Genomic DNA, 15,416 nt, shown 5'->3' on the forward strand with positions numbered 1-15,416 from the left:
GTGATCGGTCACGCTTCCCGCAACTTCTGGAGGAGCGCCGACGGCGGCGCCGGGCGGTCAGCGGTGCGAGCGGAGAGAGCCGCCGCCCGTCGGCCGCCCCGGCGCGACGGTCACGCCCGCCACTCTCCGGCGGCGCGGAGGCGGAGGATCTCCTCCTTGAGCGAGCCGTCGCGGCCGGCGATCTCGTTGACGAGCTCGGACCCTCCGCCGTCGCCCCAGAAGTCGTCGACCGAGCGGCCGGCGAGCTGGCCCCTCCGGGTGTGCACGTCGAGCGCGTACTCCGGGATCTCGAACGGCTTCTCGGAGGCGTTGATGAGGTGCAGGGTCAGGTTGGCGAGCTCGTCCGAGGTGCGGTCCTTCGTCCGCTCGGACAGGAAGCGGATCGCGTGGGTCGCGAACAGCCAGCGGTCGCCGAAGGAGCGGTCGAGGCGCTCGTGCATGAGGTAGAGGCTGTTGACGACGACCGGCTCGGAGTAGCTGCCGTCGCCGACGTCCTCGCACGAGATGACGTTCAGGCGCGCCCACATCATCTCCTCGAGGTCGGCGCTCGACTCGTACATCTCGCGGCCGACGAGCAGGGCCAGCCGCGTGTCTCCGCGGCGGATCGACTTCTGCAGGGTCGAGATGAGCTCGTCGGCGGCGTAGCCGCGGACGGAGGTGACGCGGGTCCAGGGGTCGTCGGAGAAGTGGACGGGCATGAGAGGTCTCGCTTTCTGAGGGAGGGAGGGAGGAGGAGGGGAGGGGGTGCGGAGGAAGACCGTCTCGGCCGCGATGACGGCGAGCGGATGACGGGCAGGGACGCCGAGGGAGGAGCCCCGTCGGTTCGGACGTGCCTGCGACGCGCGAACGTCCTCCGGCGAGTCGGCCTCGCCGGGAGGACGCCGGCGGCACCCCCGTGATCGCGCACGCGGCAGCGCATGCCGCGGATCCGGCTGCTCGCGACACGGGTCGAGGCGTCGGGAACTTCACGCGATCCGAGCGGAGGGACGCGCGGAGCGGAGCGCGTGCGGTGCCGCGGTCAGGCCGCGGCGGGCGCGCGCGAGTTCGAGAGCCGCCAGGTGCCCAGCCGCCAGGCACCGCTCAGGCGGTGGAGGGGCGTGGACTCGGACACGGCGGGACTCCTCGGCGAAGCGGCGGGCTGTCGGGCGCTCCCCGTCGACGGGTGACGGGCGCCTGTGCAGGACCCTATCCGCCGGAGGAGGCAGCGCGGCGGCTCCGCGCGCGAACATTCACACGGCGGAAACCTGCCGAAACGAGCCCGTCGCACGGGGCGCAGAAGCCGACCACCTCGGAGCGGCAGTGGTGAAAGCCGAGGCGGCGTTCCTCCCGACCGCGGGACGTCCTTCCGCTCCAGCGAGCCCGGCTCCGATCCGACCGCGGCCCGTCCGGCCGCCGCCGCGGGAGTCCGGGGGGTGTCTCAGGCTCGCGACTCGGGGTCGGCCCGGGCCCCCGCCGCAGGGTCGTCCCGAACCCGCGACACGCCGAAGCGAACCTGCGACACGCCGAACAGCGTGCACCGGACGCCGTCCATCCGACGCCGCGCGACATTCGCCCTGAATAAGTCCCGCGAGTCCGCAGTAATCGTCGTACTCGAGCTCGAGTACGACGACTTCGGAGGAGTGGGCGCTGCGCGGAAGCGAGGAGGAGCCGACTTCTCGGACAAGTGATCGACTCCGGTCGGAGAAGGGTCTTCGGGAGACGACTCGGCACCTTTCCTTCGATGCGACTGCTCTCCCGAGCGCTGTCCCGTTCCGACCGAGCGGCGCTCGTCCCTCCCGCTGTCCCCGCTCTCCGCGCCGGTGCGAGCAGGCGTCCATCGCGCCTCCGGTCAGGCGGAAATCCCGGTCACGGCGCCTTTCGCCCCCGCGTCATCGTCAGCGCGCCGCCTCTGCTCTATCGAGAGGCGCCTGCCGTCGACGCCGATCCTCACGCCCTTCCGACCACGTTCCGCCGCCGTGACCACACCCGTTTCCTGCCTCCGGATCCCGGCTATCGGAGAAGGCCCTACCGATCTCCGAACAGCACCGTCGATATCGGTTACACCGTCGATATCGGAGGGAGAACGGACGTTCTTCCCCCTTTCCCTGATTCGTCGCGTCACGGTGTCTCAGAAAGGAGGCGAACATCGATCCAGAAGGCCTTTCTCGCGGCAACCCCCCTGCACCCCCGCAACCGGGGGTGAAAATTTCCTTGATTCCGCATGGATCGAGGATGTAGCTTCACCATCAAGCAACCCGATGCTGACGGATCCGCTACCCGCCACCGCGCTCACCCGAGAGCAGGCAGGTCACTCCTCCTCAGCTCGACCGGCGCCCCGAATCGCCGGCCGAGCGCGTCAGGTGCGCCCGCTCTCCCCGTCCGAACGATCCTCGAGCGCGCCCGAACGCGCTCCCGAATCGCCGGTCGTCCCCGTCCGAACGTTTCGTGAGCGCGCCCGAACGCGCTCCCGAACGCCTCCCCCCGATCGCGGCCCCCACGCGACCCCCCTCAGCGCGCGACCTCCCCCGATCGCGCCCTCCGACTCGAGGACCCTGGCCTTGACTGTGCACTCCGCGGGCACGATGCCCGCTGTGCGGACGCCCTTCCCGCACACGACATCGACGCGCGCCGCGACGCTCACCGAGCGCCCCGCCGCCCGTCCGCTGACCGCCGCGGCCCCGTTCACCCCGGTCGCCGCCGGCAACGCGAAGCCGCTCCCCGTGCGCTTCGCCGACGCTCCCGCCCGCGGTGCGAAGGCCGCGCCGGAGGAGCCCGTCCGCCGGTCGCAGACCCGCGGCGGACGCCACGCCTCGCCCGTCGTCGGCCGCCTGGTCGCCGTCCTCCCCGCGCACAACGAGGAGGCCGGCATCGCCGCGGCGATCCACGGCCTGCAGAACCAGACCTCCCCGCCCGACCGGATCGTCGTCGTCACCGACAACTGCACCGACGGCACCGCGCGCATCGCGCTCGAGGAGGGCGCCGAGGTCTTCGCGACCGTCGGCAACACCGACAAGAAGGCCGGGGCGCTGAACCAGTTCCTCGAGGTCCTGCTGCTGGAGCTCGAGGACGACGACCTCGTCCTCGTGCAGGACGCCGACTCCGCCCTCGACCCCGACTTCCTCGCGATCGCGCGCCTCAAGGTGGGCATCAAGCGGATCGGCGCCGTCGGCGGCGTGTTCCGCGGCACCCCGGGCGGCGGCGTCGTCGGCCACCTGCAGCGCAACGAGTACGCCCGCTACGCCCGCGACGTGCGCCGCCTGAACGGCAAGTGCCTGGTCGTCACCGGCACGGCCGCCGTGCTCAAGGGCGGGATGCTCCGCGAGATCAGCCGGGCGCGCCTGGACGGCAGCCTCCCCTCGGGCGACGGCCGCGGCGGCATCTACGACACGACCGTCCTGACCGAGGACAACGAGCTCACCTTCGCCATCAAGCACCTCGGCTACGACGTGCTGAGCCCCGCCGGCTGCACCCTCGTCACCGAGGTCATGCCCACGTGGAAGGAGCTCTGGCACCAGCGTCTGCGCTGGAAGCGCGGCGCCGTCGAGAACTGCGTGCAGTACGGCCTCACCCGCGTGACCTGGCCCTACTGGGGCCGTCAGCTGCTCACGATGGCCGGCTGCGTGATCACCTACGTGTACCTCGCGACCGTGATCTACGCCCTCGCGCTCGGTCAGCTCTCGATCCAGCCGTTCTGGCTCGGCATCACCCTCATCTTCGTCGTCGAGCGCATCGTCACGGTGCGCGACCGCGGGTGGAAGCACATGCTGCTCGCCGCGTCGATGTACGAGCTGTTCCTCGATCTGTTCCTGCAGATCGTGCACACCAAGGCCTACTTCGATGCGCTGACCCGCCGTCAGCGCGCGTGGTGAATCGGAAGGAAGATCCAGATCATGTACAGCAACCTCTCGCCCGCCCTGGGTGCCGGAGCCGGCGCCGGCGTCCTCGCGTCGACCGGGTTCAACTCGCTGTGGTTCGGCCTGGCGGCCTTCGCGCTCATCGCCACGGGCACCGCGATCATGCGCATCGTGCCGCGCCGTCACCGCGAGGTCGAGGAGGTCTGAGCCTCAGCGCGTGACCGCCGCGGTCGCCGCCGAGGTGCGCACGGTGCTCGTGTAGCCGGTCTTCGTGCCGGTGACCGACACCGTGATCTTCGAGCCCAGCAGCAGAGTCCCCACCTTGTAGGTGGCGGCGGTCGCTCCGCTGATCGCGACTCCGTTCGCCCGCCACTGGTACTTCAGCGTCACGGGTGACGGACCCCACGTGCCCGGCTTGGCCGTCAGCGTCGAGCCGATCCTGGCGCTCCCCGAGATCGTCGGCGTCGCCGCGGTCAATGTGCCGGTGGCGACCGGCGCCGTCGGAGCGGAGGTGCGGGTCTCGGGCGCGAAGCCGGCCTTCGAGCCGGTCACGTCGACGGTGAGGACCGCCCCCGCGGTCGCGCTGGTCGCCGTGTACGTCGCTCCTGTCGCCCCGCTGATCGGCACGCCGTTCGCCTCCCACTGGTACGAGAGGGCGACCGGGGCGGGAGTCCACACGCCGGGCTGCGCGGTCAGCGTCGAGCCGACCTTCGCGGTCCCGGTGATCACGGGGACGCCGGCGCTCAGCGCGGCGTCGGAGCGGTAGACGGCGACGTGGTCGACGCTCATGGTGCCGCCCGAGGACTTCGGTGCGCTCGCACTGTCGCAGCCGCAGACCCCGTTCGGGAGGCCGCCGCCGATCGCGAGGTTGAGGATCAGGAAGTAGTCGTTGCCGATCGCGGCGCTCCAGGCCTCGGGGCTGAGGCCGGCCTGCTCGACGGTGTGGCGGACCTCGCCGTCGACGAGGAACTGCAGCGACTCCTGGCCGGCGACGCGCCGATCGATGAGCGCGGAGTAGGTGTGGAACTCGGTCAGGCAGCCGGCGCAGTCCTGCAGCCCGCTCGTCAGCCCGTACGGCTCATCGCACTCGCCGGCGTCGACGAGGTCGCAGTGGAAGGTCTGGATGACCTGCGAGGTGCCGTTGACCGCCTCGAGGATGTCGATCTCGCCGGTCCGCGGCCAGTCGATCGCTCCGTTCTCGTCGAGGCCCAGCGCCCAGAACGCGGGCCAGTAGCCGGTCGCCTGCACGGGGTTCGGCTGGCGGATCGACGCGGTCATCAGCAGCTGCCCGCCGGCGGGCGCCGAGAACGACTTGTCCGCGGTGATGATGCGGCCGGAGGTCCAGGCGCCCGACGCGTCGCGGAGCGCTCGGATGCCGAGGTTGCCGGCGCCGTCGAGGAAGACGTTGCTGGTGGAGGCGGTGGTGCGGTCGATCGCGCCGGTGCCCCAGGTGCCGAGCTCGTGAATCCACTCGGGGCCCGCGGGGGAGCCGGCCGCGCCGTCGAAGTCGTCGGCGAACACGGTGGTCCAGCCGTCGGCGGGCGCGGGGGCGGCGAGCGCGACGGCGGAGGCGGGGGTGCTCGTCTCGGCGGCCTCCGCGGTCGGGACGGAGGCTCCGCTCAGCGCGACCGCGGTCGCGACGGACGCGATCGCGGCCAGGACACTCGTTCGAACGGCTCGTAGACGCACGGCGGACCCCTGTCTTCCTCGGCGGATCGAGGCGGCCCCTCGTTCTCGCACCGCAGGTTAGGAGCGCGGATCGAGGGCCGCTCACCCGTCGCTCGGGGGTCAAAGACTGAACGGAACCTCAGCTTGCGCTGGGTGTCCACCGGACGAGGGGCGGTCATCGGGCGGAGAGCGGCGGTCGAGGTGCGCAACCGAGGTCGGGAGCGCCGGAACCGGCGTTGTGACGTCGATCCGCCGCGTTCGACCTCGGTTGCGAACCGTATGACCTGCACAAGTAAGGAGGAGAGCGTCGACAGCGGCGGAGACGGGGCGATCGTTCCGCTCAGCCTCATCTGTGCGGGTGATGAGCCCGATACTGCGGACCGTGGGCCGCGGCCGCAGCCCGCCCGCCCCCGCCTACGATGGACCGCGATGTCGATCGCCGCCCCGTCCCGCCCCCGGTCCCGCACCGGTCGCCGCGTGGGCATCGGGCTCGCCCTCGTCGCCGCCGCCGTCGCGCTGCGGCTGCTCTCGCCCGACGCGGCGGGCGACGTGCTCTCGGACGCGATGCGCGACTTCCTCACCCTCTCGATCAGCGTCGTCATCGAGTCGCTGCCGTTCGTATTCCTGGGCATCGTGCTCTCGATCGCCGTGCAGCTCTGGGTGCCCGAGGCGGTGCTGCTGCGGATCCTGCCGAAGCGCGCCCTGCCGCGGCGCCTGGTGATCTCGCTGCTCGGCGTGCTCCTCCCGGTCTGCGAGTGCGGCAACGTGCCGCTGGCCCGCGGGCTCATCGTGAAGGGCCTGTCGGTCTCGGAGTCGATGACGTTCCTGCTCGCCGCGCCGATCGTGAATCCGATCACGATCATCACCACCTATCAGGCGTTCGGCTGGGAGGACGGGATCCTCGTCTGGCGCATCGTCGGCGGCTTCGCGATCGCGAACCTCGTCGGCTGGATCTTCAGCCGCCACTCCGAGCCGATGTCGTTGCTCACCGACCGCTTCCGCGCGGCCTGCGAGGCGGGGGAGCGCGCCCCCGGAACGCTCCGCGCCCGTTCCCGCCGCAGCGTCCTGCTCTTCGCCGAGGAGACCGGAGCGATGCTGCCGGCGCTGTTCGTCGGCTCCGCGATCGCGGGGCTGATCCAGGTCGGCGTCTCGCGCGACGTGCTCACCACGCTCGGCGGCAACCCGCTCTGGTCGGTGCTCGCGCTGATGGTGCTCGCGTTCGTCATCTCGATCTGCTCGAACGTCGACGCCTTCTTCGTGCTGTCCTTCGGCTCCACGTTCCTGCCCGGCGGCATCATCGCGTTCCTCGTCTTCGGCCCGATGATCGACATCAAGATGCTGGCGCTGCTGCGCACGACCTTCTCGGTGCCCACCCTCGTGCGGATGACGGTCCTGGTCGGACTCTGCTCCGCCGTCCTCGGATTGGCGGTCAACTATGCGCTCTGAGCGTCTCCTCACCCGCTGGAAGGGCGTGGTCCTGAGCGTCATCGGCGTCGTGTCGACGCTCTGGCTCGCGGCGACCGGCCGGCTCGGCCTCTACATCCACCCGCGCTACTTCGAGTTCACGGTGATCCTCGCCGTGATCGCGGCGGTGCTGCTGCTGCTCGCCTTCGCGATCGTGCCGGGCGCCGACGAGAGCGAGGGGGTGGGCGTCGAGGAGTCGGACGCGCACGGCCACCTGCACGATCACGCGCCCGGGAACCCGTGGCGGGCGCGGCTGGCGGTGCTCGGCGGGGTCGCGATCATCGTGGCCGCGGGAGTCGCGCTGCTCGTCGTCCCGCCCGCCGCGCTCACCGCGGGCACCGCCGTGCAGCGCGAGGTGAACACGAGCGCGGTCGACTCCGCCGCCCTGGTGGCCGCGCCGACCGGCGACTACGCCTCCTTCTCGGTGCGCGACTGGGCCACGCTGCTGCGCTCCGGAGCGAGCGAGCAGTTCCTCGCGGGCACGACCGCGACGGTCAGCGGATTCGTGACCCCCGACGCCGACGACCCCGAGAACGTCTTCTACGTCGCCCGCTTCGTCGTCACGTGCTGCGCCGTCGACGCGCAGCCGGTCGGCGTCCCCGTGTACCAGCCGGGCTGGGCCGACACCTACACCGAGGGCCAGTGGCTCGAGATGTCCGGCGGCTTCGCGGCGAACGCGAGTGTGACGAGCGCCGAGTCGGTCGTGCTCGAGCCGTCGGCGGTCGCCGAGATCGACGAGCCGGCGATGCCGTATGTCTACTGACCCATGGGGCGAGGACGCGCGCCCGCGCCGCTCCCGGGAGCCTCGTGCCGCCTCCGGCTTCTCCCGCGTGTTCTGGGGTGCGACCCTGGCCCTGGTGCTCGGCGTCGGCGGGCTGACCGCCGCGACGATCGGCAAGGGGCCCCGCGTGACCTCGCTCGAGGTCAGCGCCGACGGGGTCGTCGAGCGCGACGGCGGACGGGCCCGCGTGCACCTCGATCAGGACCTCGATCCCGACGCGCTCGAGCGCGTCACCGTGACTCCCGAGGCCGAGCACACCGTCGAGCTCGAGGACGGAGTGGTCACCGTCACCTTCGCCGACACCCTCCGCTACGCGACGGAGTACTCGATCGCGATCGACGACGCGCGCGGCCTCGCGACCGGGGCGACGTCGGACGTGACCGCCTCCTTCACCACGAAGGACCCCGACCTCTTCACCCTCGACCGCACCGCCGACCCGGCCGAGCCCGACGCGATCCGCGTGCGCCCGCTGTCCGGAGGGGAGGCGCGCGTCGTCGCCACCGCCGACCGCATCCAGGACTACGTCGTGGTGGGTCCGCTGCTCGTGCTGGCGACCCTCGAGCCCGACGACACGAACCTCCTCCGGACCGTCGCGCTCGACACCGGCGACGAGGGCGTCATCCCGCTGCCCGGTCCGGGCGTCGTGCGTGAGCTGCACGCGGCGTCCGAGAAGGGTGTGCTGGGCTGGACCTTCACCGGCGAGGCGCCGACCGGGCCGCTCGACCGCGCGCTCTACTCCTACGACCTCACCGACCAGAAGGCCGAGGCGGTCGCGGTCACCGGGATCGACGGCGGCCCCCTGCGCGCCCGCGACTGGCTGGTCGTGCCCGGCACCACCTCTGTGGTCACCCACTCCGTCGACGACACGGTGCTGCTGGTCGACCTGCTCGTGCCCGGAGCGATCAGCCCGCTCGGCCAGCACGCCGAGCTGCGCGGCTTCGTCCCCGGAGCGAACCGGCTCGTGGTCGCGGACCCCGACCGCGGCGCGCTGATCGACCTGGCCGACGGCTCGGTCGAGACGCTCGCGCTGCCGGTCGCCGACGTGAGCGCGACCGCGTCGCCGGTGCAGCTGCTGCTGCTCGACTCCTCGAGCTACGTGGAGCTCGAGGCCGAGTACTCGCCCGAGGACGGAGCGACGCAGTACTCCGTCGTGCGGGTCGACGCGAGCGGCACGTCCGAGATCTTCCGCACGTCGCCGACGGGCCGCATCCGGAGCATCTGCCTCTCGCCGAACGGGCAGTTCCTGGCCGTCGAGGCGGTGTCGGTCGAGGGTGAGCCCGACGACTACCCGGAGGTGCCGGGCTTCAGCGCGACCTCGACGGTGCTCGTCGACCTCGGCTCGGGTGACACCTCGCGCAGCGTGAACGGCGTCTCGCGCGACTGGTGCGCGTAGGGGCTGCTGCTGATCGAGTAGGCCCCGCGGGGGCCGTATCGAGATCCCCTTTTCCCGGGACTGCTGGCTGACGTGGGTCTCGATACGCCGCTGCACGGCTACTCGACCAGCAGAGGAGGGGCGGGTATCACTCCCCCCTTGCTGATCGAGTAGGCCCCGCAGGGGCCGTATCGAGATCCCCCGTCTCCAGGACTGCGGGCCCTGCGCAGCTACTCGACCGGCGGCGAGTCGAAGCGCTCGCCCTCGGCGCGGCCGGGCATCAGGAACCAGATCATCAGCACCACCCAGCCCGCGATCGGGATCAGGATGATCAGGAACCACGTGCCGCTGCGGCCCACGTCGTGCAGGCGCCGCCAGATCAGCGCGAGTCCGGGGATCAGCGTCACCAGGGCGATCAGGATCGACAGCCCGGTGACCCACGGCGTCGCGAAGTCCGTCCCCGTCGAGAAGGGCGACGTCGTGAACGTGTATTGCGACAGCGACCCGTCGGCCCACCGCAGCAGGAGGTTCACGATCAGGGTGGCGAGGATGATCCACCAGTACTCCGCGCGGCTCGCGCGCCCGCTGAACGTCGCGTACTTGCGGAAGAACCGGGCGATCGCCTCCCCGGCGGGCGCTCCCGGGTAGGGCAGGTGCAGCGGAGGAGTCGGCGCGGTGCGACTCATGAGGGCAGTCCGGCGTCGGCAGTCTTCTGGGCCATCCTCCGACGCTACGCCGCGGGACGCCGCGCGCCCTCCCTCGCGAGGGGGAGCCGACGTGCTCGGCAGCGGAGCGCATCCGCTCGTACTCGACGGAGCGCTCGACTGGACGCGGGACGGGGTGCGACGACCAGCGAGGGCCCGGTTCGCGTCGACCCAGGTGCCGGGCGATAGACGAGTGGACGCGGGACGGGGTGCGACGACCCGCCAGGCCCCGGTTCGCGTCCAGTCGGGCAGCGGGCGCCTCGCGAGCGGACGCTGAACGGGCGTCGGCTACGCGTTCACGCGCTCCGCCCGACCCTGCACCGGAGCCGCCGCGCGGCCCGCGCGCCACTCCACGAGCAGGCTCACCACGAGCCCGAGGGCCACGATGCCGAGGGCGAACCAGGGCAGGGCGCCGAGGCCGCTGCCGTCGATGACCAGGCCGCCCACGATCGCTCCGCCGCCGATGCCGATGTTGAACGCCGTCGTCTGCAGGGCGGCCGCGAGGCTGCGCAACTGGAAGGAGGCGGTCCGCAGCATCCGCGTCTGCAGCATCGCGGGGATGCCTCCGAACGCGATGTTCCAGACGACCGCCGCGACGACCACGAGCGCCGGCACTCCGGAGCCCGCCGCGAACGACAGCCCCGCGAGAGCCGCGAGGACCGCGAGGGCGGCCACGACGAATCCGGAGCGGGGGAACCGGTCGGTCGCGAAGCCCGCGAGCACGAGGCCCACGGCTCCCGCGCCGCCGAAGGCGAACAGCACGAGCGGGATCGCGTCGGGCGCGAACTGCGCCTCCTCGAGCCAGGGCGTGATGTAGGTCGAGAGGGTGTTCTGGCCGATCAGCACCAGCAGGATCACCAGGCAGACGCCGAGGATCCGGGGCAGCGAGCGGTCCTTGCGCGCGGGGAGGCGGATCTCGCCGGTGCGCACCGGGACGATGTGCTCGACCGCGGGCAGGTAGCGGATGACGACGAGCGCGAGGATCAGCACGATGCCGCCGAGGATCGCGAAGGTCGGCCGCCAGCCGAACGCGTGACCGAGCGCCGTGCCCACCGGCACGCCGAGCACGAAGGCCGCGGAGCCGCCGCCCGCCGTGATCGCGGTCGCCCGGCCGAGGTGCTCGGGCGCGACGAGGTGCGCGGAGTAGGCGGCGACGACCGCCCAGAACAGGCCGTGGGCGAGTCCGCCGAGGATCCGGGCGCCGACCAGCAGCTCGAAGGTCGGCGCGAGGGCGGCCAGGACGTTCGCGACCGCGATGACCCCCAGCGCGACCAGCACGAGGCTCTTCCGCGAGAAGCGCTGCGTGACGAGGGTCAGCGGAGTGGTCGCCACCACGACGGTCGCCGCGAAGATCGTGACCAGCTGGCCGGTCAGCGGGATGCTCACGCCGAGGTCGCGCGACATGTCGGGGATGAGTCCGGTCGGCAGGAACTCGCTGGTCACCGAGACGAAGATCGCGCCGGCCAGCGTGAGCAGGCCGATCCAGGGGAACACGGGGGTCTTGACGTCGGTCAACGGAGTCCAAGCGGGGGAGGGGGTGGAGGGGGACCCTCCAGCGTCGCACGCCGCCGGGGCCGGAGGCGGCGGGCGACGGATTCTGGACAGGGGGTGTTCATGTGGTGGATGCGGCTCCGATCGCCCTCAGAAGTAAGGCTGAGGGGCTCGAACGGGGCGGAATCGCTCGGATCGGAGTGACCAGCCTTCGTTCTGCAGGCGAATCCGCGATGACCGCTCCGTCGAGCCTCCTCCGGCGCCTCGGAAGCGGAGAGGTCCACGCGAGGACCGGTGGTTCGGGCCTGTTCCGCCGACAGCTGTCGTGCACCTACGGTCGTAACCATGCCCCCCTCCGTCGCCCGCCGCCGCCTCGCGATCTTCGCCTTCATGCTCGTCTTCGGCATCGGGATGGCGTCGTGGGTGGTCCGCACGCCCGCCGTGCGCGATCTGCTCAGCGCCTCGACCGCGCAGATGGGACTCGTCCTGCTCGGGCTCTCGGTCGGCTCGATGACCGGCGTCCTCTCCTCCGCGGCGATCGTGCGGCGCAGGGGCGTGCGGTTCACGGTGACGATCGGCGGCGTCTCGTTCACGAGCGGAGTCGCGCTCGTCGGTCTCGCCGCGAACCTCTCGTCGGCTCCGGGCGTCTTCGTCGGCCTCGCGCTCGTGGGCCTCGGCATCGGCGTGTCCGAGATCGCGCTGAACCTCGAGGGCGCGGCGCTCGAAGCGGTCTCGGGCCGCTCGGTCCTCCCCGCGCTGCACGGCTGCTTCAGCCTCGGCACCGTCCTCGGTGCGGTGGCCGGCATCGGACTGACCGCGATCGAGTTCCCCGTGCTCTGGCAGCTGCTGGCGGTGGCGGCGCTCAGCGCGGCGCTGCTCGTCACGGTCATCCGCTCGGTGCCGACCGACACGGGCAAGATCGTGCCGGGCGCGCCCGGGGAGCCCGCCGTCGTGCGCGCGGGCGGACCGGTCTGGCGGCAGCCGCGGGTGCTCGCGCTCGGGGCGATCGTGCTCGCCCTGGCGCTGGCCGAGGGGTCGGCCATGGACTGGCTGCCGTTGCTGATGGTCGACGGCTACGGAGCGACCGCCACGGTCGGCACGATCGTGTTCGCCGGATTCGCGGCGGCGATGACCGTCGGGCGCTTCGTCGGCGGTCCGCTGCTCGCCCGCTTCGGCAACGTCGCCGTGCTGCGGGCGAGCGCGCTGGTCTCGGCCGCCGGCATCGCGGTCGTGGTGTTCGCGGACAGCGCGGCGATGGCCGGAGTCGCGGTCGCGCTGTGGGGGCTGGGCGCGGCGCTCGGGTTCCCCGTCACGCTCTCCTCGGCCGCCGACAGCGACGACCCGACCGCGACCGTGGCGGCGGTGGCGACCGCCGGGTACGTGGCGTTCCTTGTCGGGCCCCCGCTGCTCGGGTTCCTCGGCGAGCACTTCGGCCTGCGCGGCGCGATGATCGTGGTCCTCGTGCTGGTCGCGGCGGTGTCGCTGCTCACCGGAGCGGCCCGCCCGCGCGCGGCCACCGGTGCAGATGCGGTGGCGGAGCCGGTCTGACCTCGCCGAGGCTCCACGGTCTGTGCGGGGATCGGCTTCCTCGTGTCGCCGCCGAACGGAGGCGAGAAGGAGGCATCATGGCTCGTCGTCCCAGGATCGAGAACGTGCAGCTCGGCACGGGCACCGTTCCCGCATCGGTCCCTGTCCCCCGGGTCGCTCCGGGCCTGATCGAGCGCTGCGGGCTCCGCTGGTCGGGTTTCGTCGACCGTTTCCGGCTGCGCATCGTGCCGGATTCGGAGCGGACTCACTACCTCCACCGGCTCGAGCACGCCATCCGCAGGAGGGAGGCCGACGTCGTCCGTGTGGAGGAGAACGCGATCTCGCGCCTGCGGGTGATGGTGCAGAGGGCGATCTTCGAGGCCGACCAGGCGATCCCCCCCACCGTCGACGAGCCGACCGCGCACGACCTCGAGGAACGTGAGGGTGCGGACCGCGTCCAGTGGGTGCGCGAGGTGAGGGCGGCGCGGGAGGCGGCGGAGGCGGCGCGGGCCGCCGCGGCCTCCGCCGCCGCAGCGCGCGTCGCCGTGGTCACCCTCCGGGAGGAGGAGCGCGGCATCCGGGCCGAGGCGCTGGCTATCCGCAGCGAGTGGCGCGAGTCGTTCGAGACCCGGGCGGCTCTGTACGAGCGCGCCCGCCACGGAGTCTGGGGGCGCCAGGTGACGAGCACTCCCACCGTCGTCCAGTATCGGCCGACGCAGGGACCTCGACCGGCCGAGGACGACGACCTGCTGCAGCCGTCCTCCGTCGGCTGACCCGAACCCGGCGCGCCGCCCTCGGCGACGGCCGTCTCCGGCCGCGGCCGGTCCCCGTCGTCACAGGTGCCCCGCCCCGCCCCACTCGTCATCCGCGACCCCCTTCTCGGCCCCCGCCCCCTGAAAGGACCCCATGTCCCTCATGACCCGCCTCCGTGCCCGGCTCCGTTCCCGCGACGAGTCCGGAGACCTCGACTCGCCCGTCCTGCTCCAGGACGCCCACTACCCGGCCCCACCGCGGACCGAGTCGGACCCCGATGCGCACCTCGCGCTGCTCCTCGCGCAGCAGCGCGGGACGGCCGACGCCGCCTCTGGAGTGACCGCCCTCGACATCGCGGCGGGCGACGGGCCTCTACCGTTCGACAAGGAGGTGGACGCCGAGGTCGTCGCGCAGCTCGCAGCGGTCGGAGTCCTCGCGGCCGAGGCGGACAAGCTGGTCGAGCGCACCGTGATCCGCGCCGTCAACGGCGAGCTGTCCGCGGCGATCGGAACGGCGAACGGCTCCCGCGAGCGCGCCGAGCACCTCCGTCGGACCTCCGAGTCCGGTCTTCCTGGCGCCCGAGCGCGCCAGGGGGAGCTTGCCTCCGTCCTCGAGGGGCGGACGAAGACGCCGGACGGTGCTTCGTGGCTCGGCGAGCCGATCGCGATCCCCGGTCGATGGGTGGACAGACCCGCCCGTCGGAGCCGGAACCCGCGGCGTGCGGGTGACGTGCATCGGCGTGCGCTGAAGCGCAGGACTCTCGGTCTCGCCGCGATCGGCGTCGGAGTCGCGGCGGTCGAGGTCACCGTGTCGACCGCGACGCTGTACGTCGGCCTGCGCGAGAGCAACTATCTGACGGCGTTCGCGTTCGCTCTCGTCTTCGTCGCGACGCTCACCGGTGGGCCGTTCGCAGCGGGTCGGGCGGCGGCGGAGCTGCGCGCCGGCCACGGGAGCAGGCCGTGGAGCATTGCGATCATCAGCCTCGCGGGGTCCTTCTGGCTCGCCGCCGCGATCTGCCTGGCCGTCCTGCGCGCGAGCGCCGAAGCCGAGAAGGCCGCCGACAGGGCGGCACGCTTCCAGCAGGGATCGGGCTTCGGAGCCGCAGTGCCGACTCCCGCCCCGACGACGGCAGCCGCGGTCGACACCGGCGGCGGCGGCGAGTTCCTGGTGCTCTTCGTCGTCGCGCTCCTCGGGCTCGGCCTGCTGATGTTCTTCCTCGAGTTCGCGGCTCACAATCCGGTGCGGCGCGAGGAGGTGCTCGCGCGCGGCGTCGTCGCCGATCTCGAGCAGGAGGCGGCCGATGCGCTCGAGTACACCGCGGTCATCGACCGCGAGACCCGCGCGCAGATGGACGCCGCGATCATCGAACGCGCGGAGTTCTCCGATCGCGCCGACGAGATCGTCCATCTCGGCGAGCAGCGCAAGCAGGTCTACCGTGCAGCGCTGGTGCGGGCGAGCGAGGACCCCGAGCTCTGGGTCGTGCTCGAGGAGCGCGACCGTGCTGCTCGGAAGGAGCCGGTGCCCGTGCGATGGCGAGGCTTCACGCAGTCGACCTCCGAGCGTCCGTGGCCGTCCTGGATGCAGGAGTCCCACCTCCGGTCGCCGCGGACGTCGGCGTCCGATGCCACGGCCATCCTGAGCGGGCACGGCACGGAGGACGGCACGGACGGCTCCGCGCCCCTGCGCACCACCGCGTCGGCTCACGTCCGCGAGGACGGCGTCCGCTCGTGAACTGGTTCTGGCGGATGGTCGTTCGCAGATCCGCCCGACCCGCCGAACTCGGACTGTGCGGAGCGTGCGGGAACAGATTGCTCCGGTGCCCG

General features: G+C 72.2%; 12 protein-coding genes. 8 read left to right on the top strand and 4 right to left on the bottom strand.

Annotation, left to right across the window (positions count from 1 at the left end; genetic code table 11):
* Nucleotides 1-110: 110 nt before the first annotated feature.
* Nucleotides 111-698, bottom strand: coding sequence for a hypothetical protein (locus ASF46_RS01165; RefSeq protein ID WP_056866076.1), 588 nt, complete (start codon nucleotides 696-698; stop codon nucleotides 111-113).
* Between the two features lie 1,845 nt (nucleotides 699-2,543).
* Here ASF46_RS01165 and ASF46_RS01170 point away from each other — a divergent pair.
* Both ASF46_RS01170 and ASF46_RS19535 read left to right on the top strand, forming a co-directional pair.
* The gene (locus tag ASF46_RS01170; protein WP_235576900.1) at nucleotides 2,544-3,848 is read left to right on the top strand and encodes a glycosyltransferase family 2 protein; all 1,305 of its coding nucleotides are present in this window, start codon (nucleotides 2,544-2,546) and stop codon (nucleotides 3,846-3,848) included.
* 21 nt (nucleotides 3,849-3,869) lie between these two features.
* A complete protein-coding gene (locus ASF46_RS19535) occupies nucleotides 3,870-4,040 on the top strand; it encodes a hypothetical protein (protein WP_170116332.1) in 171 nt (56 codons plus the stop codon).
* A 3-nt stretch (nucleotides 4,041-4,043) separates the two neighbouring features.
* On the opposite strand, the gene ASF46_RS01175 is transcribed toward ASF46_RS19535, so the two are convergent.
* Nucleotides 4,044-5,522: a family 16 glycosylhydrolase gene (locus tag ASF46_RS01175; protein WP_056866077.1), complete on the bottom strand. Its 1,479-nt coding sequence runs from the start codon at nucleotides 5,520-5,522 to the stop codon at nucleotides 4,044-4,046.
* A 408-nt stretch (nucleotides 5,523-5,930) separates the two neighbouring features.
* Between ASF46_RS01175 and ASF46_RS01180 the strand changes: the two genes are divergently transcribed.
* The 3 genes from ASF46_RS01180 to ASF46_RS01190 are packed head-to-tail and all read left to right on the top strand — an operon-like array spanning nucleotide 5,931 to nucleotide 9,139.
* Nucleotides 5,931-6,947, top strand: a complete 1,017-nt coding sequence (locus ASF46_RS01180) for a permease (protein ID WP_056866078.1) — start codon at nucleotides 5,931-5,933, stop codon at nucleotides 6,945-6,947.
* A complete protein-coding gene (locus ASF46_RS01185; protein ID WP_056866079.1) occupies nucleotides 6,937-7,728 on the top strand; it encodes a TIGR03943 family putative permease subunit in 792 nt (263 codons plus the stop codon). Before ASF46_RS01180 ends, ASF46_RS01185 begins: the two co-directional genes overlap by 11 nt.
* Complete coding sequence (locus tag ASF46_RS01190) at nucleotides 7,718-9,139, top strand: hypothetical protein (protein WP_157602126.1); 1,422 nt, start codon at nucleotides 7,718-7,720, stop codon at nucleotides 9,137-9,139. The genes ASF46_RS01185 and ASF46_RS01190 overlap by 11 nt, the downstream gene beginning before the upstream one ends.
* 209 nt (nucleotides 9,140-9,348) lie before the next feature.
* On the opposite strand, the gene ASF46_RS01195 is transcribed toward ASF46_RS01190, so the two are convergent.
* Nucleotides 9,349-9,804: a DUF805 domain-containing protein gene (locus ASF46_RS01195; protein ID WP_056866081.1), complete on the bottom strand. Its 456-nt coding sequence runs from the start codon at nucleotides 9,802-9,804 to the stop codon at nucleotides 9,349-9,351.
* Nucleotides 9,805-10,110: 306 nt separating this feature from the next.
* Nucleotides 10,111-11,337, bottom strand: a complete 1,227-nt coding sequence (locus ASF46_RS01200) for an MFS transporter (protein ID WP_056866082.1) — start codon at nucleotides 11,335-11,337, stop codon at nucleotides 10,111-10,113.
* Nucleotides 11,338-11,658: 321 nt separating this feature from the next.
* Between ASF46_RS01200 and ASF46_RS01205 the strand changes: the two genes are divergently transcribed.
* From ASF46_RS01205 to ASF46_RS01215, 3 genes are all read left to right on the top strand, one after another.
* Nucleotides 11,659-12,861, top strand: a complete 1,203-nt coding sequence (locus tag ASF46_RS01205) for an MFS transporter (protein ID WP_056866083.1) — start codon at nucleotides 11,659-11,661, stop codon at nucleotides 12,859-12,861.
* 77 nt (nucleotides 12,862-12,938) lie between these two features.
* On the top strand, nucleotides 12,939-13,613 hold the full coding sequence (locus ASF46_RS01210; protein WP_056866084.1) for a hypothetical protein: 675 nt from the start codon (nucleotides 12,939-12,941) through the stop codon (nucleotides 13,611-13,613).
* Between the two features lie 133 nt (nucleotides 13,614-13,746).
* Nucleotides 13,747-15,324, top strand: a complete 1,578-nt coding sequence (locus ASF46_RS01215) for a hypothetical protein (RefSeq protein WP_157602130.1) — start codon at nucleotides 13,747-13,749, stop codon at nucleotides 15,322-15,324.
* The last annotated feature ends 92 nt before the right edge of the window (nucleotides 15,325-15,416 follow it).

The organism is Rathayibacter sp. Leaf296, assembly GCF_001423045.1.
GTDB lineage: Bacteria > Actinomycetota > Actinomycetes > Actinomycetales > Microbacteriaceae > Rathayibacter > Rathayibacter caricis.